Below are 22,656 nucleotides of genomic sequence, written 5' to 3'. Positions count from 1 at the left end.
CGATCTGGACGGTGGCGACATCCCCCAGGCGCACAGGCACCCCTGCGCGCGACACCAACGGGATGGCGCGGAAGTCGTCCAGCGTCTTGAGATAGCCGCTGGCGCGCACCATGTACTCGGCGCCGGACAGTTCCAGCACCGATCCACCCGTTTCCTGGTTGGCATTCATGATGGCCTCGCGCACCTGCCCCTGAGTGAGGCCTTGGGACGCAAGCTTGATGGGGTCGAGCACGACCTGGTACTGCTTGACCATGCCCCCGACCGATGCCACCTCGGCCACGTTGGGTAAGCTCTTGAGTTCGAACTTCAGGAACCAGTCCTGCAAGGCGCGAAGCTGGGCCAGGTCGTTTTTGCCGGTGCGATCTACCAGGGCGTACTGGAAGATCCAGCCCACCCCGGTGGCATCTGGGCCCAACGACGACTTTGCCGTGGCGGGTAGCCGCCCCTGCACCTGGTTCATGTATTCCAGCACGCGGGAACGCGCCCAGTACAGGTCCGTGCCGTCCTCGAACAGGATGTAGACGAAGGAGTCGCCAAAGAACGAGAAGCCACGCACCGTCTTGGCGCCCGGAACGGACAACATGGTGGTGGCCAGTGGGTAGGTCACCTGGTTCTCCACAATCTGCGGAGCTTGACCTGGATAGGAGGTCCGGATGATGACCTGGACATCCGACAAATCGGGAAGAGCGTCCACGGGGGTACTGCGCACGCCCCACACGCCCCAAGCGGTCAGCATGACAGTCGCGAGAAGCACCAGGAACCGGTTCGCCACCGACCAGCGGATCAGACGCGCGATCATGGCTTGATCCTTTCCACGGCGATGATCACGAAGTCCTTGCCTTGCTGCTGGAAGGTGAACCTGACCTGCTGCTCGGGTTTCAATGTCTTGGCCAGTTCAGGACTCGCCAGCTTGAAGGGCATAGTCATGCCAGGCCACTTCAGTTCAGGCACGGCATCATGGGTCAGAGTCAGCTCGGTCGGTGTGACCTCATCGACCACTCCCCGCACGGTAAAGCTCTTGGACGCCGGAGCAGCAGAGATCGAAGAACCCTGTTCACTGATTGGTTGTGCGCTGCTGCCTTGAGACTGTGCAGGCAAGATGCCTCGCAGGCTGGCTTCCGAGTCAATCAGGAACTGTGCCGAAGCGACCACCTGTTGTCCTGCGGTCAGCCCGCCTTGAACGACGAGGCGGTCATCGATTTCTGCGCCGAGTTGGACCTGGACGGGGTGGTACTTGCCGGGGCCATCCACCACGTAGACCAGCGCCCGCTTGCCGGTGCGGATCACCGCTTCGCTGGGCACCAGCAGCGCTGGTTGTGTCCGTCCGGCCAGAACGATCTGCCCGGACATGCCAGCCTTCAGCCGCTGGGCGGGGTTGGGTAGCTCCAGCCGCACACGCACCGTGCGGGTGTCCCGGTTGGCCTCAGGGAGGATGCTCACAACCCGGGCTTTGAGGGTTTCGCCCGGAAACGCGGCCAGGCGGACCTGGGCGTCCTGCCCCAGCTGCAAGGGCCCGCTTTGCGCTTCGGGAACGGCCGCTTCGATCCAGACGCTGGCCAGACCGTTTACGCGGACCAGGCTGGCCCCGGCAGAGACCGTCATGCCTTGGCGCACCATCAGTTCGGCCACCATCCCAGCCTGCGGGAAGGTCACCGTGTAGCGGCCTTGAGGTTCGCCCGTGCGCTCCACCTGGGCCACCAGCGAGGCCGGCATACCCAGCAGCAGCAACCGCTGGCGCGCGGCTGCCGTCAGCGACTCGTCCTTGAGCTCCCGGACCGCGAGAAATTCACGCTGCGCAGCCACCCATTCGGGCAGTAGTAGGTCGGCCAATGGCGCGCCTGCCGCCACCACGTCGCCCGGGGCCCGAGCATAGACACGCTCCACAAATCCAGCAGAACGCGCCTGGACGATGCTCACATCCCGGTCGTTGAGCTGGACCGTGCCCAGCACGTCCACGTCGGACCCAATGTCGCGCTGCTCCACCGTGGCTGTGCGCAGGCCGAGGGCTTGCACTGCCTGCGCAGAGACGCTCAGGCCGGAGCTTTCCTGAGTGTCCTCATCCGCATACTTAGGAACCAAGGCCATGTCCATATAGGGGGACTTGCCTGGCTTGTCGAACTTCTGCGTCGGCGACATCGGGTCGTACCAGTACAGCACCTTGCGGTCGGCTTTTGCTGCTTCTGTCGATGCGGGACTGGCTCCCACTGCGTGGCTGTTCGCGGTGCGCCATTGGGAGACGCCCCAACCGAGGGCGATGCCAGCAGCCACCAGTGCCACGGCCACAGCGGTCTTTCTGAAAACGGTATTGGTCATGTGGTTCTCCCTTCAGTCGGCAATCAGGCTGTTCAGGCGGGCAATCACGGTGTCCCGCTGTGCCTGCAGATCAATGAGCCGCCAGTGCGTCTCCCGCACTTGGGCCCTTGCCGCCAGCACGGCGCTCAAGTCGCCTTTGGCAGACTGGTAATTGGCCAGCGCGAGTTCAGCACGCCCCTGTGCCAGACCCATGCCAGCCGATTGCAGCCGCTCGATCTGACTGTTCAGTGCCGCCAGCTCTGAGGCGCTGTCCTCCAGCTCCTGCAGGTGCCTGCGGGTCACATCTTCCTGCTCTGCTTCCAGGCGCTGCAGCTCCAGCTGCTTGGCCTTGATCTGAGGTGCCTGGCGTCGCTCCTGTTGCCAGGGAAGGTCAAAGGTCACCTGGAAGGACACCATGTCGCCCCAGCGCCGGTCGCGGCGGCTGTAGGCCACTTCCCAGGACCAATCACCCTTGGTTTCTGCCTGGGCTTCGCGCGTCTCCGCCAAGGCCATGCCCTGCATGGCGGGGTACAGCGCCAGTTCGGCATGGCGGTGTACCTCCGAGCGCAGCTGGTCCAAGGGGCGGCTCAAGGACCCTGGAGTGCCCTGCAGTGCCTCGTCGGCACGGGCGCCAACCCAGCGCCGCAACATCGCCCTGGCCTTGGACCGCTCCCGCTGCAGATCGTCCCTGCGGTCCGACAACGCAAGCGCCTCCTGCCTGGCCATCAGGAGGTCTCCCGCCTGGGCCGTCCCCCCCGCAATGCGGGCAGGCAGGCTGTCTTGGAGGCGCTGGTTCTCACTCAGTAAACCGGCAAGTACCTGGTCGCGCTGTTCAATTGCCTGGGTCATGATCCACGCTTGGCTCAGCTCCTGGCGGATCTGCAGGCGCTGGACCGCCAGGGTGGCGCGTTCACGCTCCACCTTGGCCTGTGCACTGGCGATCTGGGCATCGCGCTTGGCCCGGTTCGGCACCTCCTGCATCAGCGCCAGGCGCTGCATGGTCATGGACTCGCGTGTGAGGCTGAAGCGGTCCATGCCGCTGATGGGAAAGTTCTCGATCCCGACTGAGAGCTTGGGATCCGGCAGGGTTCCAGCCGCTTTCTGAGAGCTGCTGGCCGCATCAACCTGCAGCCGCTGGGCCACGATGCGGGGGCTGTGCTGCTCCGCCAGATCCAAGGCCTCGGAGAAGCCCAGGGCGTGGGCCTGGTTGCCAGCCAAGACGATGCCGGATAGCAGCAACCCGAGAGCGCCAAGGCGCAGTTGGTAGAGTTCGCGCACCTGGATGCGCTGCGAGATGGGATGAATGCGCTGGTGCGCAGACGGGCGCTCGCAGGGAGCGCCAAAGGAGACGATGGGCATGATGGTCCTCGAAATGAAGGGGCACGAAGTCAGACTTGCGCAAACGCTGCAAGGCAGCGCGCAAGACGTGCACGATCAATTCCGAAAGACCTGATGGGTGAGATAGATGGGGGGAGAGCCTGCTCGACTGTCCAGATCCGCGTAGACAGCCCGAGGGTCAACATGGCGCTCGGAGTCCAGAATCGCAGGCAGCACATAGGCGACCCAGATGGCGTGCGCAGCGAGCGCCTGCAGATCGAGACCTTGGAGCGAGGGGGAAGACAAGCTGTCGCCATCACAATGGGCTCGGCACAGCTGGGGATCTTGCTCATCCATGGTGCCCGCCATCGCGTGGCAATCGGGCATGGAGGGCATGCCGACGGCATCTTCCATCGCCATGCCCGCTTTTTGCATCAACGCCGCATGGGCTGCGGAGTCCAGCTTGGGACAGGCATAGGCGGCCAACGCGAACTGCATCAGAAGCAACGCCGCAATCAGAACGCTGGCTATCCAGCGTCCTTGGCGCGATACGGTGCTTCTAGCGAAGGTCATGGTGCGCATGGTATCCCCAGCGGTGGCCACGGACTTAACCTAGATCAAATCCGGGCCTGCCGAGCCATCTCAGCCCTTGCGAAGCCGCAGGGCATTGGCGATCACGGACGCCGAACTCAGGCTCATCGCCAAGGCAGCGATCATCGGCGACAGCAGCCAGCCGGTGAAGGGATACAGCAGCCCTGCGGCAATCGGTATGCCCAGCGCGTTGTAGAGGAAGGCGAACATCAGGTTCTGCTTCATGTTGCCCACCGTTGCGTCCGACAGCTCCCGCGCTGTGGAAATCCCCCGCAGATCGCCCTTGACCAAGGTGACCTGGGCACTGTTCATCGCCACATCGGTGCCTGTGCCCATCGCAATGCCCACATCCGCTTTGGCCAGAGCGGGCGCGTCGTTGATCCCGTCCCCTGCCATGGCAACGACACGGCCTTCGGCTTGTAGTCGGGACACCAAGGCTAGTTTGTCCGCAGGCTTGACCTCGCCATGGACCTCATCAATCCCCAACTTAGCACCTACCGCCTTGGCAGTGGTCATGCCGTCACCCGTGGCCATGACGATGCGAAGCCCCGCCGCGTGCAAGGTAGCCAGAGCTTCGGGCGTGCTCGCCTTGACGGCATCCGAGACTGCCAACAGTCCTTGCAGTTGCCCGTCAGCAGCCAGATACATCACGCTGGCCCCTGTGGCACGCAAGGCCTCCGCCTGCGCAAGCAGTGGATTGGCAGAAACGCCGACCTGCTCCATGAGGACTGTGTTGCCCAGGGCGAGCTGGCGACCAGCGACCTGTCCGCGCACACCGATGCCCGATCCGGACTCGAAGTCCTCGGGCTTGTCCAGCACCAGGCCCTTGGAACGAGCCGCCTGCACAATGGCATCGGCCAGCGGATGCTCGCTGCCTTGGTCCAGACTGGCTGCCAGGCGCAGCACTTCGTCCTCGGACAGACCAGGCATGGCCACCACACATTCAAAGGAAGGCTTACCCTCGGTGAGCGTGCCTGTCTTGTCAACGATCAGCGTGTCCACCTTGCGCAGGTTCTCGATGGCAGCCGCGTCTCTGAACAGCACGCCGCTGGTCGCCCCCCGGCCTGTGGCCACCATGATGGACATGGGCGTTGCCAGGCCCAACGCACAAGGGCACGCGATGATCAGCACCGCAACTGCATTGACCAGGCCGTAGACCCAGCGTGGCTCTGGACCGAACAGGCCCCACGCGAACAGCGTGAGCAATGCGATACCCACCACGGCCATGACAAAGTACCCCGCCACTTGGTCAGCCATGCGCTGCATGGGGGCCCGTGAGCGCTGTGCCTGCGCAACCATCTGAACGATCTGCGACAGCATGGTGGCGGAGCCCACCCGCTCGGACCGGATCACCAGTGCCCCGTTGGTATTGAGCGTGGCACCGATGACGGCATCACCAGGCCCTTTGACGATGGGCACCGGCTCGCCAGTGAGCATGGCTTCGTCCACCGCGCTGCTCCCCTCGACCACCACACCATCCACAGGAACCTTCTCGCCAGGCCGCACGCGCAAGAGGTCTCCCACATGGACATGGGACAAGGGAACATCACTCTCCTGACCGTTGGCGTCAATACGCCGCGCGGTCTTGGGGGCCAGGCCCAGCAGCGACTTGATGGCGGCCGAAGTCTGCGAGCGCGCCTTCAGCTCCAGCATCTGACCCAGCAGCGTGAGAGAGATGATGACGGCTGCAGCCTCGAAGTACACCGCCACGCGGCCCATGGCCTGGAACGATGCTGGAAACACCCCAGGCGCCACAGTGGCGACCACGCTGTAGACGAAAGCTGCCCCCGTGCCCAGGCTGATCAGCGTCCACATGTTGGGACTGCGGTTCACGACCGACTGCGCTCCGCGCACAAAGAAGGGCCAACCCGCCCACAGCACGATCGGAACCGTGAGGACCAGCTCGATCCAACTCTGGGTCGCCATCTCGAACCACTGCAACCGGTGCCCCACCATGGCCAGGACAGTGACCACCACGGTGAGGGGCAAGGTCCACCAGAAGCGATGTCGGAAATCCACGAGCTCGGCGTTTTCTCCCTCATCCAGCTTGGGGAGCATGGGCTCCAGCGTCATGCCGCACTTGGGGCAGTTTCCGGGGTGGTCCTGTTGCACCTCAGGGTGCATGGGGCAGGTATAGGTTGTGCCCTGTTGCGCCGCTTCGGGCTCAGGCTGAGGCGCGCGCTCGCTGATGGGAGTCGAGAGAAACTTTTGCGGCGCTTCCATGAAGCGTGCTTTGCATTTGGCGCTGCAAAAGTAGTAAGGACGCCCTTCGTGCTCTGTCGAGTGATGCGATTGTTCCGTCACATCCATACCGCAGACAGGATCCTTTAGTCCCGTCGTGGGCAACGACACATGCGTGTGATGCCCTTCATGATGCTGGTGGTCATGATGGACGTGTTCGTGCGGTTGCGCATTCGACATGGATAGCCTCCCTGGGTGTTTTGGCCGTGCAAGATTACTTCTTGCTCGAATCGACGTTGTGGGAGCCGTGCCCCCCGTGTCCGTGGAAAAGGTGCATCAGGGGGCAAGCCAGCAAGAGCAGATACGGCCAGTAGCCCGCGACATGCGACCAGTGCTCTTTGAGAAGAAAAAACATGCCAATGAAAGCGAGCATGACGACTGCGCCAATCAGTCTCTTTCTGCCCATTGACGCGCTGGCCTTATCCGATTGTCCTGTACTGTGATCGTGGTTCATGGTTTTCTCGATATGAGGTCGTCGAGACAGTGACGAGCCGTATGGAAACAATAAGGCTTAACACGGTGGTAATGTCAAACTGATGACAAGCCCTCTTGACGTGGATCATGTGCCTGCTCAGCCCCCATGCGCACTGCAAACGGCGTCTGAGTAACGCTGCCCTGATTCCCCGACAGCGGTCCAAGGGTCAGGGCAGCGATCGGTGAGTACAGAGAACTATTTCGTGGGTGCTGTGCGTTGATTGCCATTGCGAACGAGAAACGCATCCAGCACAGCGATTTCCTTTTTTTGCGCGGTAATATTGTCCCGGGCCATGCTGAGTAGTTGGGGATCTTTTCCATCGCGCAATTGGCTCTGCGCCATGTCGATGGCACCTTGATGGTGGATGCGCATCATTTGCGCGAAATCCACATCGGGATTGCCTGCCATCTTCACGGACGCCATCTTGTCGTTGTTCTCTTTCATCATGGACTTCATGTCCATCTTGCCTGCAGGCATCGTCTGATCCATGGCAGCGCCTTTCATGCCAGCGTGTGGGGCAGCCTGGGCGTGCAACGACAAGGGAACCACCAACGCGCATGCAAGAAAGGCGGTTGCCGAGACGGTTTTCGAGGGTGGGTGCAGAACTCTCATGGTGGGCTCCTTGAACAGCGTCAATCTGCGTGGGCCATGGCGGCACATTCTTGAGCGCATTTGTGGCAAGCGGCGGCACATGCCTTGCAATGCTCGGCTTCGTGCCTAGCGCACTCGTCTCCGCAGGCCTTGCAGATCTGCGCGCACAGCGCACAAATCGCCTCGGCGTATTCGCTTCGGCGCGCCATCACATCGGCAGCTAAGCTGCAAGCGGCCGCACAGTCCGCGTCCAGCGCAATGCAGCGGGCCATCATCTTGACGTCCTCTTCCTTGAGGCACTCTGCGAAACACTGATGGCAAGCCGTCGCGCACGACCGGCAAGCATTGATGCAAGACATGTAGGGGTTCGGGGTGTGATTCATCTGGATCTCCTGATAGGTTTGGATGGCTCAAAAAGTTGAACTTGATCCTACGCAGCGGGCTGCAAGGAGCATCCATCTTCCGCCGCGAGAAGCATTCGGTTCTGTAGGCTCGCGCCGACGATTGACTCAGCCTTCGAGCAATTTGCCGCAATTTCGGTGCAAGATGACGAAGAGGTTTCAGGGTCGTAATCTAGATGTCACATTCGACCAAGTAGTCTTCGCCAAGGCTCTTTGTTACGCCTATTCGCACGGCTGCCGTCCAATCACAGCCCTTCAAAGCTGACGTAACCACCATGCAGCGCACTACGGGCCTAGCTGTGGTACCTCTCACGCCACAAGGCGTCAGCGCACACGCGACGATCGGATGCCAGAAAGAACGCCAGATGGTTCGGCTTCCCCAGTGTTTGATCGCGCAGCGAGCATGCGGCCTGCGGCATCGACTTTGATCATGCCCAATCTTGGATGGCTCCAGTAGCGCGTTTTTCCATCCTCCGTCGCAACTTTGGTGGCCGACGCCTCAACGCGCACCTCATTGTCGGTAGGTGCGGCAAACGTGGTCGCAGACGCCAGCGACGCTGCTGCGACCAACATAGACACAATCATCTTTGTGTACATGGTCTTACTTTCCTCATCAGTCATTAAAACGTCAGCTGGGCCGACGGCTACACGCGGATACAAGACATCAATGGGCGGCGTGTGGAAGAGGATTTTGGGCTACGGGGACGAACGAGAAGCTGTAGTGCGGATGACGTTTTCGAAATATACGGAACATGCAATGTTCATCGGGTGCTTCATCCCGGTGAGGAGGCATAGACCGTATCTCGAACCAGATCCCTCTGCACTTTTCACCTCGCCCCAAACCTGTCAAAAGCGTAATCGGGAGGTCACCGCTTCGTAGGGGTGCGGGTTCTAGACTTCTCTCCGTGGCGCAGAAAAACGCCACCTGGATGGACCATATCGGGCATCCGGCGCCACAGGAGACCATCATGAAAATTCGTACTGCCATCCTCGTCGCCAGTCTCGCTGCATTCGCTACAGCGTCCTTCGCTACTTCGGTCTACCACGCAAGCCCAAGTCAGGAAGAAGGCGTGAGTCTGGCCCCCGACCACCTGGGCAACGCAGTCAGCCGTCAAGCTGTCGAAAGCACCGTACTGGCCGCGCAAAAGGACGGTTCTCTGTACTGGATCAGCCGTGGTTACCCGGCTACTTATCCGCTCGTCCCTGGCCCCAAGCTGACAAAGACCCGCCAGCAAGTCTTGGATGAGTTGCAGGCCGCCAAGCGCAATCCCGTGACCAGCGATGGCATGCGCGATCTCGGAGGCGAGGCAGGTTGGGTCAACGCCAGCCAACTGCCCTGAACCCCGAACCATCCCCACTCCCGCGAATCTCCAAGACCGGCCTGCGGCTGCACTCAAACCATCTCCATTTATCAAGAAGGAAATCCCATCATGAAACTCAAGTCCACCCTCATCGTCCTCTCTCTTATCGCAGCCCCTGCATTTGCTTCGGACCAAGTGGTCAGTAAGACGCGCGAGCAAGTCCGTGCTGAATTGGCGCAGGCTCAGCAGAGCGGCGACATGCTCGCCTTTGGCGAATCGGGTCTTACGCTCAAGCAGATCAATCCTGGCGCCTATCCCGTGGCTACTTCGACTCAGGTCGGCAAATCCCGAGAGCAAGTGCGGGACGAGCTGGAGCAGGCTATCCGTACAGGCGACATCATGGTGGCCGGTGAATTCGGCGTCAAACGCAATGAACTGATGTCAGGCCGCTATCCCATCGTGACAGGCAAATCGCTGAAGACACGTGACCAGGTAAAGAGCGAGCTGGCACGCGCCATCCGCGAAGGCGAAGTCGTCGCTGTGGGCGAAGACGGCCGCAAGCTCAACGAAATCTATCCGGACCGCTATCACGCAGCGCAGCATGCGGCCATGGCCACCACCTCGGACGAATCCTCCAAGGCGCCACGGTTTCAGTGAGTTTTCCCAGGGGGTCAGCGGCTGAGCTGGAGGAGCCTTGCCAAAAAAGGGCCGCCTCCAGCTTGAATGCAAAGCATGCCCACGGCCCCGACAGCAGGTGCGCACGACCGTTGTCTTACAACTCGCTCAGGATCAGACCTGCATGTTCATCACATCGGTGTAGGCCTGGACAATTCGATTGCGGCTTTGCAAGGTCGCCTGGAACGCAATATTCGACTTGACTCCAGCGAGCATGGTCCCTTCCAAGCTGACCGTGGGGTTGCCAAGTGTGACCTCTCGACTCAGCCGACCCGATTCACCTTGCAATTGGCTTGTGATTGTCAGCGCCTGCTTCATGGCGTCTAGAAAACCGCCCCCTTGGATGCTCGGTGCTGTGGACACAGAGTTTCCCAACAAACCGACTGGCGACAGACCATCCAATGGCTTGGTAGTGACGTTCATGTCGAGGACCTCATGGTTGGACGAAGAATTTGCGAAGTGCCGCCTTGGAGATCTCTACCAAGGTGATGGTCCATAGTAGTTACTGGCGCCAGACCTGGATCGTTTTTGGGCGCAGGGTTTCAGCCGCTAGTCCCTCCGTTCGGGATAACAGGAAATTCATCTTGCCGACATCGCCGAGAATCGAACCCGAGGCTCAAGGAGCGAAACCCAGGCGAACCGCACTATGCAAAAAAACCGGGTCTCACAGCTGCTGCGAAATCTCCAGCAGCGGCTTGATACTGGAACCAAAACGGCTCATCAAAGCGTGGTTCTGCTCCAGTTGGCTATACGGCAGGTACCGGATTCCCAACTCCGAAACGCGGGAGAATGCAGGCCTTTGAAGTTGTTCAGCGACCTTGTCTCTGCGATTGTCTGGAGCCACAAGAAACAATGCACAGTTGACTGCAACCGACGTGCCCAAGGCCAGGTCGAGCATTCGCACGATCCCCGAATAGATGGACGTGGTGTGCTCGACTTCAAATGCGGCCGCGACCTGCGATGTCTGAGTGTCAATCCATACGACATCAATTAGTCGAATCGACTCCAGTCCCCTGTCCACGCTGGCAGGCAACTGCGCCAGACATCCGTCTCCCAAAAGGCCGCTGCCGTAGGAGCGACCCCGGTCGTTGGACGCTATCCAGACATCAAACCCGAGAGACTTGCCCAGATCTCGCAACGAAGCCTGAATACCCGTGTGGGTCGCATCGCTTTCGGTCGCCTGGGACAGCTCCCGTTGCAATGCGGTGGATTCCTGCCGCACACGTTCAAGGTCTTCTTGCCAGAGCTTCGCCGTCGCCGCATCCATTGCTTGTGGCGGCGCTGCATATCGGCCACTGCCAATGTCAAACATGAGTCCCGCAATCGCACCGAGATCATTCGATAGTTTCAGCCGGTACTGCGCGTTCAAGCGCAGCAAGCCCTCCCGCATAGAGAGATAGTGGTCCCAACGTCCGAGCTTCACGCGCCCGCCAGTCACTGCGTTGAAACCATTGACAATGGCAGTGTTAAAGGGAGAGAGCAGCGTTGGGTGGATGAAATACAGCAAGTTGGCGACTGCTGGGCCCAAGCCTTTGATGCCGATTGCATCGATGCGCTGTATGGCGGCAACGACGTCTTCTGCGCAATCGCAGTGATCGCAGGTGTGAAGGAGATCTGCGAAGGCGAGCTGGTTACTCGTGTTCTCGTAGATGTCCGGAATCCTCAGCTTGGGTTTCCAGAGGAACGCGTGGTCCGCACCTTTGAAAATTTGGCGCTGCTCTGCCACGGAACCCACGATCGTCTCCAGCGAGGAGCCTCGGTAGGCGTTGCCAAACGTTCCTCCCCGGATGTCCTCCACCACCTGTGCAATGCCTCTGCGTATGGAGCGGAAGTTCTTGATCCTCTGATCCCACAGGAACCAGCTGTTGTAGGTGCTGCTCGGATCCGCCTTCCAGCAGTCAATAAGGGTTGCAAAGGGGTCATGCATTTGTCGTGAAGTGCTTGCCAATGGTCTGTGCACTGGGGAAATACATCGAAAAACAGGTCCTGCCATCGGCCGAACTCACTGAGATGCGGCCCCGGTGTGCATGAACAATCGCCTGGGTGATGGACAAGCCCAAGCCTGCACCGTCGGAATCCAGTTGCTTGCGCGACTTGTCTGCCCGAAAGAAACGGTCAAACAGGCGGGGGATCATCTGCGCATCGATAGAAGGTCCAGTGTTGACTACATCCACGGTGGTTCCGTGAACGTCCCCTTGAATGTCAACGACCACCTGTTCTCCAGGGGGGGTGTAGCGAACGGCGTTGGACAGGAGATTGCTCAGCGCCCGGCGAAGCATCAACCGGTCGCCAGTGATCTCCGCCGTTCCGATCAGTTGCAGCCGGACCCGCTTTTCTTCGGCAAGTGCCTCGTAGAAATCAAACAAGGCCTGTGCTTCATCATGAACTGCGATTCTCTCCGTGCTGGGAAGAATAAGCCCGTGGTCAGCCTTGGCCAGGAACAACATGTCAGCCACCATGCGGGCCAAACGCTGGTACTCCTCGGCGTTGGAGGCCAGTATGTCCTGGTACTCCTCGGAGGAGCGAGCTTGGCTAAGCGTGACCTGGGTCTGCGTCATCAGATTGTTGATGGGCGTTCGCAGCTCGTGAGCCAGGTCCGAAGAAAACTCGGACAGCCGGTCGAACTCCTCCTTGAGCCGCCGGAGCATCTCGTTGAGAGTGGTCGCCAAGTCTGCCATTTCCACTGGAAACTCCTGGGTTGGCATCCGCTCGTCCAGTCGCTGTGCCGTGATGGCCATGGCGCGAGATCTCATGGCCCGAAGGGGGGCCAAGCCATTCTTTGCGGCCCACCAGCCCAGGACCCCGGCCACTAGAGTGGCCAACGCCACATAGCCCACAAGCACCCAAATCAATTCGTACATGAAGTGCTTGTGGTGGGCAATGTCTACAGCTACCCAGACCTGCAGCGGCGGCTCGGCGGAACCCGGCAACGTCACGAGTGCCGACATCCCTCGGTATTCCCGCCCCTTCGTTATCCAGGAGGCAACCCCCAGGCGGGCCCTCTGAGCCAGGGCATGGAGATCATCTGGAAACTGGAAATCCGTGGTCGCGTAAAGCGTGGCCCTGTCACGGAAAACGCTGACAAAAAGGCCCTCATGGCTGTGCAAGACGTCGTCCAGACGCATTTTGAGGTCTTCAGGTGACGTGGATTTTCCTATCACCTCACGTGTGAGGTGGATCTTGTCGCGCAGGGCATCGCGATCCAGTTCCACAAAATGGCGATCGATAGAAATGGCGACGATGGTCCCCAAGCCAACGAGCACAAGCCCAGAAGCCAGCGTAAAAAAGGCCGTCAGCCGTGTCGTCAGCGAGTGCCGGGCTCTCACGGACTCTCCTGTGGCGCTTCAAGCACATACCCCATGCCTCGCACCGTCTGGATCAGTTTGGCGTTATAGGCATCGTCAATTTTGGCCCGAAGCCTACGCATTGCCACCTCGACCACGTTGGAGTCGCTGTCGAAATTCATATCCCACACCTGCGACGCGATCAGAGAGCGAGGCAAAACCTCTCCTTGGCGACGCATCAGCAGTTCCAGCAGACCGAATTCCTTGGGCGTGAGGTCGATGCGTTTGCCGGACCTGCTGACTCTCCGCCGCAGAAGATCCAGTTCAAGATCGGCCACCTGCAGAATGGTCACCTCGGCGCCACTACGGCCGCGCCGCAGTATGGTCCGGGCCCTTGCCAGCAATTCGGCAAAAGAAAACGGCTTGACCAGATAGTCGTCTGCGCCTAATTCCAGCCCCTTGATCCGGTCTTGCACCTGATCCTTGGCCGTGAGAAATAGCACGGGCATCTCAAGGCCACGGCGACGCATATTGGTGAGGACCTGCCAGCCGTCCATCCGAGGAAGCATCACATCCAGGATTACCAGATCGTAGTCTTCCTCTTGAACCATACGCAGACCATCGACACCGTTGTGGACTAGATCAGCGTTGAATCCCGCTTCCCGCAAGCCTTGGCGCAGGTACTCCCCGGTTTTGATTTCGTCCTCAACGATCAGTATCTTCACGAGACCTCCTTGGCGCTGCGAGTGGCCGCCAGTGTGCCCGCAGATTTGCGCCTTTCTTGAACATGACAAAGATGTAATTGAGGCGTTATCTATTTGGAAGCCATTGACTCACACAATGCGTTGCATCAAAACGCATGGTGAATCTATGAGAAATTCCTGGCTTTCACGACTTAACTCAATCCCCTGGCTGGCCGCTGCACTGCTGGCGCCTTCGCTAGCCTTTGCTCAGATGCCAGACGGTGCACCCCCGAAAGTGGACTACCAACTTTCGTACCGATCAGCTCTGACAGGCTATGAGGTCTACAAAGAGCAATCCGTCCAGCCCTGGAAGGCTGCCAACGACAAGGTAGGCGAAATTGGAGGATGGCGCGCCTATGCCAAGGAAATGCGCCAGCCCGCACCCGCAGCGGACCAGGGCCAACCAGCCCAAGGCCATGACGCACACCACGGGGGCAAACAATGATCCGTACCCTTCGCATGCCCCGCGCCAAACTAGTGATCGCTGTTGCCGCAGTGGCGGTCTTGTCTGGCTGCGCCAGCGTGAATCTGGAGCAAAACCTCTCCAGCGCCAACGCGGCGACAAGCGGTTTCACGGACGGCGGACTTACTCTGGCCCGGGACCGGAATGAGCAAGATGCCTTGCGCCAACGCGCCTCGGACTTGTTGGCCAAACCGCTCAGTCAACAAGATGCCGTTCAACTCGCTCTGGTCAATAGCCCGTCCCTGCAAGCCATCGTGGCTCAAAACTGGGCGGACGCTTCCACGGCGGCCCAGTCCGGCCGCATCGCCAACCCTATTCTGAGCCTGGAGCGCGTTCGGCTAGGCAGCGAGACGGAGATCGGACGCCTCCTTTCCTTCGGTCTGCTTGACCTGCTGACCTTGCCCATGCGCAAAGGTATCGCCGAGCAGCGTGTCAAACAGACTCAGCTGCGCCTCAGCAGCGATGTAGTGGACCAGGTGACCCAAGTGCGCCAAGCCTGGGTCCGCGCTGTTGCCGCGCAACAGACGTTGACTTACACCCAACAGGTTGTCGCAAGCGCCCAAGCCAGCGCCGAGTTGGCCAAGCGCATGCAGGCAGTCGGTAATTTCAACAAGCTTGACCGTGCACGCCAGCAAGCGTTCTATGCCGACACAGCGACCCAGCTGGCCACCGCCCAGCACGGGGTCACAGCGGCCCGTGAAGAGCTGGTGCGGATGCTGGGCCTTGATGACAACCAAGCCCAGCAGCTCAAGTTGCCTGAGCGCCTGCCGACGCTGCCCAAGGAGCCGCTGTCCCCAGCAGATGCGGGCCGTCAGGCGTCCAAGGGGCGGCTGGATCTTCAGATCGCGAAGGCCGACTATGACGCAGCCGCACGCGCGCAAGGCTGGAACACGATCACGACCTTCACGGACATTGAACTGGGTGTACGGCGCGACTCTGTCTTCGATGCAGCCGAGAACACCCACTCGACGCGGCGCGGCTTCGAGATCAGTCTGCAGCTGCCGATCTTCGATTGGGGGGGCATGCGACGCGATTCCATGAACGCGCAAACCCTGGCCGCTGCCAACCGCCTGGAGGCCACAGCCCGCGCGGCGGGCTCGAACTTGCGCGAGAGCTATTCCGCGTACCGCACGGCGTATGACATCGCGCGCCACCACCGCGACGAGGTGATCCCTCTGCGAAAAACCATTTCTGAAGAAAACCAGCTTCGCTACAACGGGATGCTGATCAGCGTCTTTGAGTTGCTTGCCGACTCCCGCGACCAGGTGAACTCAGTGATGGCGGCTCTGAACGCCGAACAGCAGTTTTGGCTAGCGGACGCAGCCCTTCAAGCCTCCCTCATCGGCAAACCCACCAGCGCAGGTGTCTCGGGCGGTGGCGCAGCCGCAGCCGAAGCTGGTGCAGGTCACTGATCCCTCAAGGAAACCAACATGAATTCAAGAAGAGATTTTTTCCGATTTGCTGGCATTGCTGGGGGGGCTGTGGCCGCAGCGAGTGTGAGCCGGGTGGCGATGGCCGCTCTGCCAGAGCCAGTGTTCCAGACGAGTGCAGACACCATGGCGCCGCTGGTGCCCAATTCGGGGCGCCCCTACAACCCCGTGGTCACGCTCAACGGCTGGACGCTGCCGTGGCGCATGAACCAGGGGGTCAAAGAGTTCCACTTGGTGGCAGAACCCGTGGTGCGCGAAATGGCGCCCGGTTTCAAGGCCCACCTGTGGGGATACAACGGCCAGAGCCCAGGTCCCACCATCGAGGTGGTGGAAGGCGACCGCGTCCGCATTTTTGTGACCAACAAGCTGCCCGAGCACACCAGCATCCACTGGCATGGACAGCGTTTGCCCAATGGCATGGACGGTGTGGCGGGATTGAACCAGCCCGCAATCCAGTCGGGCAAGACCTTCGTCTACGAGTTCGTGGCGCGCCGCCCGGGCACCTTCATGTACCACCCGCATGCCGATGAAATGACCCAGATGGCCATGGGCATGATGGGCTTCTGGATCACGCACCCCAAGGCCAAGCATCCGCTGATCGACGAAGTGCACCGTGATTTCTGCTTCCTGCTCAGTGCTTATGACATTGAGCCAGGGGCCGCGACGCCCAAGGTTGCAGAGATGACGAACTTCAATCTGTGGACATGGAACAGCCGCATCTTTCCTGGCATCGACTCCTTGAACGTCCGGCTCAACGACAAGGTGCGTATTCGCATCGGCAACCTCACCATGACCAACCACCCGATGCACTTGCACGGTCACGAGTTTCTGGTAACGGGCACGGACGGCGGTCCCACGCCCAAGAGCACCCGTCTCTATGAAGTGACAACCGACGTGGCCGTGGGCCAGATGCGCCAGATCGAGTTCCTCGCGGACGAAGAAGGTGACTGGGCATTCCACTGCCACAAGAGCCACCACACCATGAACGCAATGGGTCATGACATTCCCACCATGATTGGCGTGGACCACCGGGGCGTGGCCAAGAAGATCAACAACCTGATCCCCGACTACATGGTCATGGGCGAACGGGGCATGGCGGACATGACCGAGATGGAGATGCCCATTCCGGACAACACCGTCCCCATGATGACCGGGGAAGGCCCCTTCGGCTCGGTGGAGATGGGTGGCATGTTCAGTGTCCTGAAGGTGCGCCGCGACCAGAAGCCAGGCGACTACAAGAACCCGGGTTGGTACAAAAACCCGGAGGGCACGGTGGCGTATGAGTACACCGGTCCGATGGCGGAGCCTGCCCGCTTCAAAGCCGAGGGCGGCCAGTCCATGCCCCGCAAAGAGAAGTCCAGTTCGGACACTGTCGTCAAGGTCAAAAAGCCGTCTTCGCACAGCGGCCACTGATCGCCTCCTTTCCTCATCCACAACCCAAGGTAACTATGAAACGCACTCTTTCCCTGATCGCGGCCTCCACCCTGGTGGCCCTGTCCTTCAACAGCATTGCAGGCGGCAATCACGGCGGCGGCCATGACGGCGGTGGCGCCCACGGCCATGGCAGCGCTGAATCAGCAATTGGTCAGCCCGGCAAGGCCGCGAAGGTGACCCGCACAATCAACGTGGACATGGCTGACACCATGCGCTTCACGCCCGCCGCGATTTCCGTCAAACAGGGGGAAACGGTCAAGTTCGTGATCAAGAACAGTGGCCAGGTCAAACACGAGTTCAGCATGGGCACCGATGCCGAACTCAAGGAACACTACGAGACCATGAAGAAGTTCCCGGATATGGAGCATGACGAACCCAGCAAGGTGTCGCTGGCCCCAGGCAAGCAAGGCGAAATCATCTGGCAGTTCACAAAGGCTGGTGAAGTCAAGTTTGCCTGCCTGTACCCAGGCCATTACGACGCTGGCATGAAGGGGCAGGTCACGGTGGTGAAGAAGTAAGCGGAAAAGTCCTCCACGCCATTGAACAAGGAGTTCACATGAAAAACGCAAACAGTCTTTTGATCGGCGCGATGTTGTCGCTGGCCGCACTCATGCCGTTGTCAGCCACGGCGCAAGCCTCTGGAGACGCCGGAAGAGCCGCAACCACGGCCGCAGCCTCCATGACCGATGGAGAGGTGCGCAAGATCGACAAGGACGCCGGAAAAATCACCATCAAGCATGGCGACATCAAGCACTTGGAGATGCCGGGGATGACCATGGTGTTCACAGCCAAGGACAAGGCCCTGCTCGACAAGGCGCAGGCCGGCGACAAGATCCGCTTCATGGTGATCAACGAGGGCGGAAAGATGGTCGTCACTGCCATCGAGCCTGCCAAGTAAGCGCAAAAAGTGTCTCGCTACGCCCTCAAGAAAAGGGGGCGTTCTTCTGTTCGCACGTCAACCCACCAAGGAAAAATCATGAAAACGCTCCTTATTGCCCTCGCCATGACAGCAGCATCGTCCGCATTCGCCGCTGGCGACACCCAGGAAGCCACGCCCTATACCAACTCCAAGGCGCAAGCGCATGGCGAAGACCACAAGAAAGCCCGTCCTGCAACCGGTGTGAAGCAGATCAAGGATGGCGGTACAGCGCGAGGTGAAGGCTCTGGCCTTGCGGACACCAGCAAGGCCGAAGCCCGTGGTCAGGAAAAGGCCAATGCGCGTGAAGCCATGCCGCACAAGGAAGCCACTCCGGGCTCCACGCCTAAGTAATGCAAACGGGTGGGCCACAAGCGTGGCCCACCCAAGTACGGGCGGGCCGCAATCGTGGTGCAAGGTGATGGCTTCGCAAGCCCCCTCAGGGCCTAGTTCAGTGCCCGCTCCGATGTGCGTGGACTCCGCGCATCCACGTCATGAGGTCTAGATGGCTGTTCGTTGGCGTGTCGGTCACACCAGAGTGCGCTCTGGAAACCTTGGCTCCGCGCCGAGTCGGTTTGACGAAACTTGCGTTGTGGTTGGGCTTCGAGGGGCTGTCCGCCGCCAGGTTGTCAAGAATTGCGCAGTTCGAGTGGTCGTCGCCAGCCCACACAGAAACCAACTGCTCCAAGGCTGATTTCATCTCGATAATCTCCCGCAGCTTCTCCTCCAGATCCGCCAGATGGCGCTCCGCAATCGCCTTTACCTGCCGACTGGTGCGGTGCGTGTCACCCCATTGGCCGATCAACTCCGCAATCTGGGGCATTGAGAACCCGAGGCGGCGCGACTGGCGGATGAAACGCAGTACCGAAACTTCGCGCTCACCGTATTTTCGATAGCCAGACTCACTGCGCTCAGCTTCTGGCAACAAACCTGTTTGCTCGTAGTGGCGGATCATCTTGGCCGATACACCTGCCGCTTTGGCCGCTTCGCCGATGTTCATGAGTGTGGTCATGGATGCTCCTGTGCAATGGAATAACACGGTAGCAAGGACTTTGGCCCTTACCACCGTGTCAATGTCAAGCGCTCCGAATACTACGTTTTGTAAAGCCTAGATCAGGCGGGCGGATATCCAGCCTCGGTCAGCGCCTCGACCAGTGTCTTGCGATCTTCCGCGCTTTGCACAGTGACCATGCGTTTGGACATATCCACCTGCACTTTGCATTCAGGGTCTGTCATCTGAAGCGTCTGGCTCACCATACCAGCGCAGTGTCCGCAGGTCATGTCGGGGAGTTGGAATTCATGCATTTTTCACCTCTTGGAAAAAGTTAAGAGGCTTTCAGTCTCCGGTTTGCCACTGGGGCAAGGTCAAGTGGCCAGATAGATATCCAAACAAGGAGCGCCGACTCGCTTGCGTCTCCCATCGTGTCAACCCTGAAAGTTCGAACTCTGCCGGTTAACGCCGGAGTTGAACACCACATGGAGATTGCTATGAATACCTCTGCCCATGAAGCGGGGCCGTCCGCCTCACTATCCATCGCACACCTGAATCTTCCGATACTTGGCATGACCTGCGGCTCTTGCGTTGGACGGGTTGAAAAGGCCCTCAAAGCCGTCCCTGGGGTCCGTGAGGTGACCGTGAATATTGCTACTGAGCGCGCCTCCGTGGTTGCCGCCTCCACGGTGCCGGTCCCGGCCTTGGCTGCGGCTGTCGAAAAGGCTGGATACGCAATAGCGGAAGAGTCCGTGGAGCTGTTGATCGGTGGGATGACCTGCGCGTCGTGCGTGGGACGTGTCGAAAAAGCGCTGAAGGGTGTACCAGGCGTCAAGCACGCGGAAGTCAATCTAGCCACGGAGCGTGCGCAGGTTCGTTTCGATGCAGGATTGCCTCCCGAACGCCTGGTAGCCGCCGTTGTTAAGGCGGGCTATGAGGCACAGGTTGCGGATACGAGCACTTCCACTGAACACGACAAGCCGTCGGCGCCCTGGTGGCCTGTCGCTCTAGCCGCTGGTCTGTCCTTCCCCCTGGTATTGCCCATGCTTGGCATGCTGTTCGGTCAAGACTGGACACTCAACGGCTGGATTCAACTGGCCCTGGCCACCCCTGTGCAGTTCTGGCTGGGCGCGAGGTTCTACCGCGCTGGCTGGAAGGCTCTTCGTGCAGGCGCAGGCAACATGGATCTGCTGGTCGCATTGGGTACGTCGGCCGGGTACGGCTTGAGCCTGTACCTGCTGTTCAAGCACGCTGAACACGGCACGCCCCATCTGTACTTTGAAGCCTCTGCTGTGATCGTCACGCTTGTCCTTCTCGGGAAGTGGCTGGAAGCCCGAGCCAAGCGACAAACCACCGAAGCGATCCGGGCGCTGCATGCGCTGCGCCCAGAAATTGCACGTGTGCGCACTGATGCCGGTGACATTGATCTACCACTCTCACGCGTGAAAGTAGGTGATACGGTGGTTGTCCGCCCAGGGGAGAGAGTCCCGGTAGACGGCTCGGTGATCGAAGGCGCAAGCCAGGTGGATGAGTCATTGATCACCGGGGAGAGCCTGCCTGTGGCGAAGCACGTCGGTGACAAGGTGACGGGAGGCTCCGTGAACGCGGAGGGCTTGTTGTTGGTACGGACGACTGCGATAGGCGCAGAGTCAACTCTGTCGCGCATCGTGCGGATGGTTGAGTCGGCGCAGGCGAAGAAGGCTCCCATCCAGCGGATTGTGGATGAAGTGAGTGCGGTCTTTGTGCCCGTGGTGCTCGGCCTTGCTGCCATCACACTGATGGGCTGGGGCTTTGCCACTGGCAACTGGGAACAGGCGATCCTCAATGCTGTCGCGGTACTTGTGATTGCGTGCCCTTGTGCGCTGGGTTTGGCTACTCCCACCGCGATCATGGCGGGCACCGGCGTTGCAGCACGCCACGGTATTCTGATCAAGGATGCAGAAGCACTGGAGGTTGCCCACCACATCGACACCGTGGCGTTCGACAAGACCGGCACCCTGACCGAGGGGAAGCCCACTTTGACGGCTGCGATGCCTGCCGAAGGCCTCCAGGATCAGTTACTGCCGTTTGCTGCGGCCATTCAGAACGGCAGCGAGCATCCACTGGCCAAGGCCGTGATGGACGCTGCACGCACCCAGGGTGTGACCGTTCCTCGTGCCACTGAGGTCACAGCGGTAGCTGGCAGAGGCATGTCTGCTGTCATCAAAGGACGCCAGATCCGCCTCGGGAGTACACGTTACATGGAGGAGCTGGATGTCAACATGGCCAGTCTGACCGGGGCTGCAGTACAGATGCAACAAGAGGGCCGCACAGTATCCTGGTTGGCTGACGTGACCGATGCGCCAGAAGTGATGGGTTTATTGGCATTTGGAGACACAGTGAAGCCCAGCTCACAACAGGCCATTGCCCAACTGCATGCTCTGGGCATCCAGACCGTCTTGGTCACCGGGGACAACAAGGGAAGCGCAAGCGCAGTAGCCAGCGCGTTGGGCATCGATCAGGTTCGTGCTGATGTGCTGCCGGAAGGCAAGGCGGATATCGTGGCGCAGCTCAAGTCAGGTGGCAGGCACGTTGCGATGGTGGGTGACGGCATCAACGACGCGCCCGCTCTGGCTGCGGCGAATGTGGGAATTGCCATGTCCACGGGCACCGACGTGGCCATGCATGCTGCGGGGATCACGCTGATGCATGGTGACCCCGCGTTGATCGCAGATGCCATCGACATCTCTCGGCGCACGTACGCAAAGATCCGTCAGAACCTTTTCTGGGCATTCGCGTACAACGTGGTCGGGATCCCCTTGGCTGCATTTGGCTTGTTGAATCCCATGGTGGCGGGAGCAGCTATGGCCCTCAGCAGCGTGAGTGTGGTGACCAATGCGTTGCTGCTGCGTTCTTGGAAGAGGTAAGGACTAGCGCCAGATCCGACAACGGATCCTGTCAGATGTAGACCGCGTATGTCCATCGCTATCCGGTCGAACTCAAGAGGTTCTGTGAACGTGCTGATGGTGCACATCTGGTGCGTGGGGGTGAGCGTGGGTCATAGGCTCATGGGTGTGCTCGTGACCATGGCTTTCCGCCAAACGCAGCACCACTCCCGCCAGCATCACAACTCCGCCCAGCAGCATCAACAATCCCGCAGCACGCTCCCAGAATACTGCTAGGCAGAGACGCACAACTGGCCTCCCAGCATGGAGGCATGACGGCGGGCACTTTCGCGGTGCCCCCGCTGCTTTAGCGGGGGCTGCGTATATTTTCTGGGCGGGATACTGGCGCCCATGGCCTTCGCAGCGCCCCCGAAACCAAGCTAAACACGGCGCAGATCCGTTAAGCGGCGGGCGGGCACCATGTCACCGACGGACGCCATTGGGGGCATGACTACTTCCTGGATGTCCGCCTAGAGCGTTCAGAAAACGGCCGCACACGCGCCGGACGCTGGAGCACGCAGAACAACCAACTCTGCCTGCTGCTGCCCGAGGTCAGCAAGGTCTCGCCCGTCTGCTTTGACGTGGTG

At 60.2% G+C, this 22,656-nt stretch carries 24 protein-coding genes; 9 read left to right on the top strand and 15 right to left on the bottom strand.

Going from position 1 to position 22,656, the window contains the following annotated elements:
- The 9 genes from ACK4OE_RS20020 to ACK4OE_RS19980 all read right to left on the bottom strand — a co-directional run.
- On the bottom strand, window positions 1-799 hold a 799-nt coding region (locus ACK4OE_RS20020), incomplete at its 3' end, for an efflux RND transporter permease subunit (RefSeq protein ID WP_409887382.1).
- A complete protein-coding gene (locus ACK4OE_RS20015; RefSeq protein ID WP_409887380.1) occupies window positions 796-2,313 on the bottom strand; it encodes an efflux RND transporter periplasmic adaptor subunit in 1,518 nt (505 codons plus the stop codon). The genes ACK4OE_RS20020 and ACK4OE_RS20015, both read right to left, overlap by 4 nt.
- Before the next feature lie 12 nt (window positions 2,314-2,325).
- Window positions 2,326-3,651 carry a TolC family protein gene (locus tag ACK4OE_RS20010; protein WP_063459336.1) on the bottom strand — a complete coding sequence of 442 codons (1,326 nt, stop codon included), beginning with the start codon at window positions 3,649-3,651 and terminating at the stop codon, window positions 2,326-2,328.
- Window positions 3,652-3,726: 75 nt separating this feature from the next.
- On the bottom strand, window positions 3,727-4,191 hold the full coding sequence (locus ACK4OE_RS20005; protein ID WP_242421767.1) for a hypothetical protein: 465 nt from the start codon (window positions 4,189-4,191) through the stop codon (window positions 3,727-3,729).
- A 60-nt stretch (window positions 4,192-4,251) separates the two neighbouring features.
- Window positions 4,252-6,621, bottom strand: coding sequence for a heavy metal translocating P-type ATPase (locus tag ACK4OE_RS20000; protein WP_409887378.1), 2,370 nt, complete (start codon window positions 6,619-6,621; stop codon window positions 4,252-4,254).
- Window positions 6,622-6,655: 34 nt separating this feature from the next.
- The gene (locus tag ACK4OE_RS19995) at window positions 6,656-6,847 is read right to left on the bottom strand and encodes a DUF2933 domain-containing protein (protein ID WP_055402945.1); all 192 of its coding nucleotides are present in this window, start codon (window positions 6,845-6,847) and stop codon (window positions 6,656-6,658) included.
- Window positions 6,848-7,111: 264 nt separating this feature from the next.
- Entirely contained in the window at window positions 7,112-7,528 is a 417-nt protein-coding gene (locus ACK4OE_RS19990) for a DUF305 domain-containing protein (RefSeq protein WP_409887376.1), read from the bottom strand.
- A 20-nt stretch (window positions 7,529-7,548) separates the two neighbouring features.
- Window positions 7,549-7,890 (bottom strand): four-helix bundle copper-binding protein, encoded by a 342-nt coding sequence (locus ACK4OE_RS19985; RefSeq protein WP_055401394.1) that lies wholly within the window; start codon window positions 7,888-7,890, stop codon window positions 7,549-7,551.
- A 342-nt stretch (window positions 7,891-8,232) separates the two neighbouring features.
- On the bottom strand, window positions 8,233-8,529 hold the full coding sequence (locus tag ACK4OE_RS19980; protein ID WP_409887374.1) for a hypothetical protein: 297 nt from the start codon (window positions 8,527-8,529) through the stop codon (window positions 8,233-8,235).
- 347 nt (window positions 8,530-8,876) lie between these two features.
- On the opposite strand from ACK4OE_RS19980, the gene ACK4OE_RS19975 reads away from it, so the two are divergent.
- Entirely contained in the window at window positions 8,877-9,248 is a 372-nt protein-coding gene (locus tag ACK4OE_RS19975; RefSeq protein ID WP_082836304.1) for a hypothetical protein, read from the top strand.
- Between the two features lie 90 nt (window positions 9,249-9,338).
- Window positions 9,339-9,866 carry a DUF4148 domain-containing protein gene (locus tag ACK4OE_RS19970; protein ID WP_069103139.1) on the top strand — a complete coding sequence of 176 codons (528 nt, stop codon included), beginning with the start codon at window positions 9,339-9,341 and terminating at the stop codon, window positions 9,864-9,866.
- Window positions 9,867-9,998: 132 nt separating this feature from the next.
- On the opposite strand, the gene ACK4OE_RS19965 is transcribed toward ACK4OE_RS19970, so the two are convergent.
- From ACK4OE_RS19965 to ACK4OE_RS19950, 4 genes are all read right to left on the bottom strand, one after another.
- Entirely contained in the window at window positions 9,999-10,307 is a 309-nt protein-coding gene (locus ACK4OE_RS19965; protein WP_015012981.1) for a flagellar hook-basal body complex protein FliE, read from the bottom strand.
- A gap of 241 nt (window positions 10,308-10,548) precedes the next feature.
- Window positions 10,549-11,811, bottom strand: a complete 1,263-nt coding sequence (locus ACK4OE_RS19960) for a type II restriction endonuclease (RefSeq protein ID WP_409887371.1) — start codon at window positions 11,809-11,811, stop codon at window positions 10,549-10,551.
- Window positions 11,804-13,210 carry a heavy metal sensor histidine kinase gene (locus ACK4OE_RS19955; RefSeq protein ID WP_409887369.1) on the bottom strand — a complete coding sequence of 469 codons (1,407 nt, stop codon included), beginning with the start codon at window positions 13,208-13,210 and terminating at the stop codon, window positions 11,804-11,806. Before ACK4OE_RS19955 ends, ACK4OE_RS19960 begins: the two co-directional genes overlap by 8 nt.
- Entirely contained in the window at window positions 13,207-13,893 is a 687-nt protein-coding gene (locus tag ACK4OE_RS19950; RefSeq protein WP_409887367.1) for a heavy metal response regulator transcription factor, read from the bottom strand. The genes ACK4OE_RS19955 and ACK4OE_RS19950 overlap by 4 nt, the downstream gene beginning before the upstream one ends.
- A gap of 253 nt (window positions 13,894-14,146) precedes the next feature.
- Here ACK4OE_RS19950 and ACK4OE_RS19945 point away from each other — a divergent pair, with 253 nt between their 5' ends.
- From ACK4OE_RS19945 to ACK4OE_RS19920, 6 genes are all read left to right on the top strand, one after another.
- Window positions 14,147-14,356, top strand: coding sequence for a hypothetical protein (locus ACK4OE_RS19945; RefSeq protein WP_409887365.1), 210 nt, complete (start codon window positions 14,147-14,149; stop codon window positions 14,354-14,356).
- On the top strand, window positions 14,353-15,786 hold the full coding sequence (locus ACK4OE_RS19940; protein ID WP_069103143.1) for a TolC family protein: 1,434 nt from the start codon (window positions 14,353-14,355) through the stop codon (window positions 15,784-15,786). The genes ACK4OE_RS19945 and ACK4OE_RS19940 overlap by 4 nt, the downstream gene beginning before the upstream one ends.
- Before the next feature lie 18 nt (window positions 15,787-15,804).
- The gene (locus ACK4OE_RS19935) at window positions 15,805-17,217 is read left to right on the top strand and encodes a multicopper oxidase family protein (RefSeq protein ID WP_409887363.1); all 1,413 of its coding nucleotides are present in this window, start codon (window positions 15,805-15,807) and stop codon (window positions 17,215-17,217) included.
- 35 nt (window positions 17,218-17,252) lie between these two features.
- Window positions 17,253-17,756: a plastocyanin/azurin family copper-binding protein gene (locus tag ACK4OE_RS19930; RefSeq protein WP_055394787.1), complete on the top strand. Its 504-nt coding sequence runs from the start codon at window positions 17,253-17,255 to the stop codon at window positions 17,754-17,756.
- A gap of 38 nt (window positions 17,757-17,794) precedes the next feature.
- Complete coding sequence (locus tag ACK4OE_RS19925; RefSeq protein ID WP_015012915.1) at window positions 17,795-18,136, top strand: copper-binding protein; 342 nt, start codon at window positions 17,795-17,797, stop codon at window positions 18,134-18,136.
- 78 nt (window positions 18,137-18,214) lie between these two features.
- Complete coding sequence (locus tag ACK4OE_RS19920; RefSeq protein WP_015012914.1) at window positions 18,215-18,508, top strand: hypothetical protein; 294 nt, start codon at window positions 18,215-18,217, stop codon at window positions 18,506-18,508.
- 97 nt (window positions 18,509-18,605) lie between these two features.
- Here the strand turns inward: ACK4OE_RS19920 and cueR are convergent, their stop codons facing one another.
- Together cueR and ACK4OE_RS19910 are read right to left on the bottom strand one after the other, a co-directional pair.
- Complete coding sequence (cueR, locus tag ACK4OE_RS19915) at window positions 18,606-19,166, bottom strand: Cu(I)-responsive transcriptional regulator (protein WP_409887360.1); 561 nt, start codon at window positions 19,164-19,166, stop codon at window positions 18,606-18,608.
- A gap of 101 nt (window positions 19,167-19,267) precedes the next feature.
- Window positions 19,268-19,459: a heavy-metal-associated domain-containing protein gene (locus tag ACK4OE_RS19910; RefSeq protein WP_056419638.1), complete on the bottom strand. Its 192-nt coding sequence runs from the start codon at window positions 19,457-19,459 to the stop codon at window positions 19,268-19,270.
- 183 nt (window positions 19,460-19,642) lie between these two features.
- Here ACK4OE_RS19910 and ACK4OE_RS19905 point away from each other — a divergent pair, with 183 nt between their 5' ends.
- Window positions 19,643-22,051 (top strand): heavy metal translocating P-type ATPase, encoded by a 2,409-nt coding sequence (locus tag ACK4OE_RS19905; RefSeq protein ID WP_409887357.1) that lies wholly within the window; start codon window positions 19,643-19,645, stop codon window positions 22,049-22,051.
- Window positions 22,052-22,656: the final 605 nt, after the last annotated feature.

It is taken from the genome of Acidovorax sp., from assembly GCF_046314175.1.
GTDB lineage: Bacteria > Pseudomonadota > Gammaproteobacteria > Burkholderiales > Burkholderiaceae_C > Acidovorax.
Note: the sequence above shows the minus strand (reverse complement) of the source record. Positions and strands in the feature narration are given on the sequence as shown.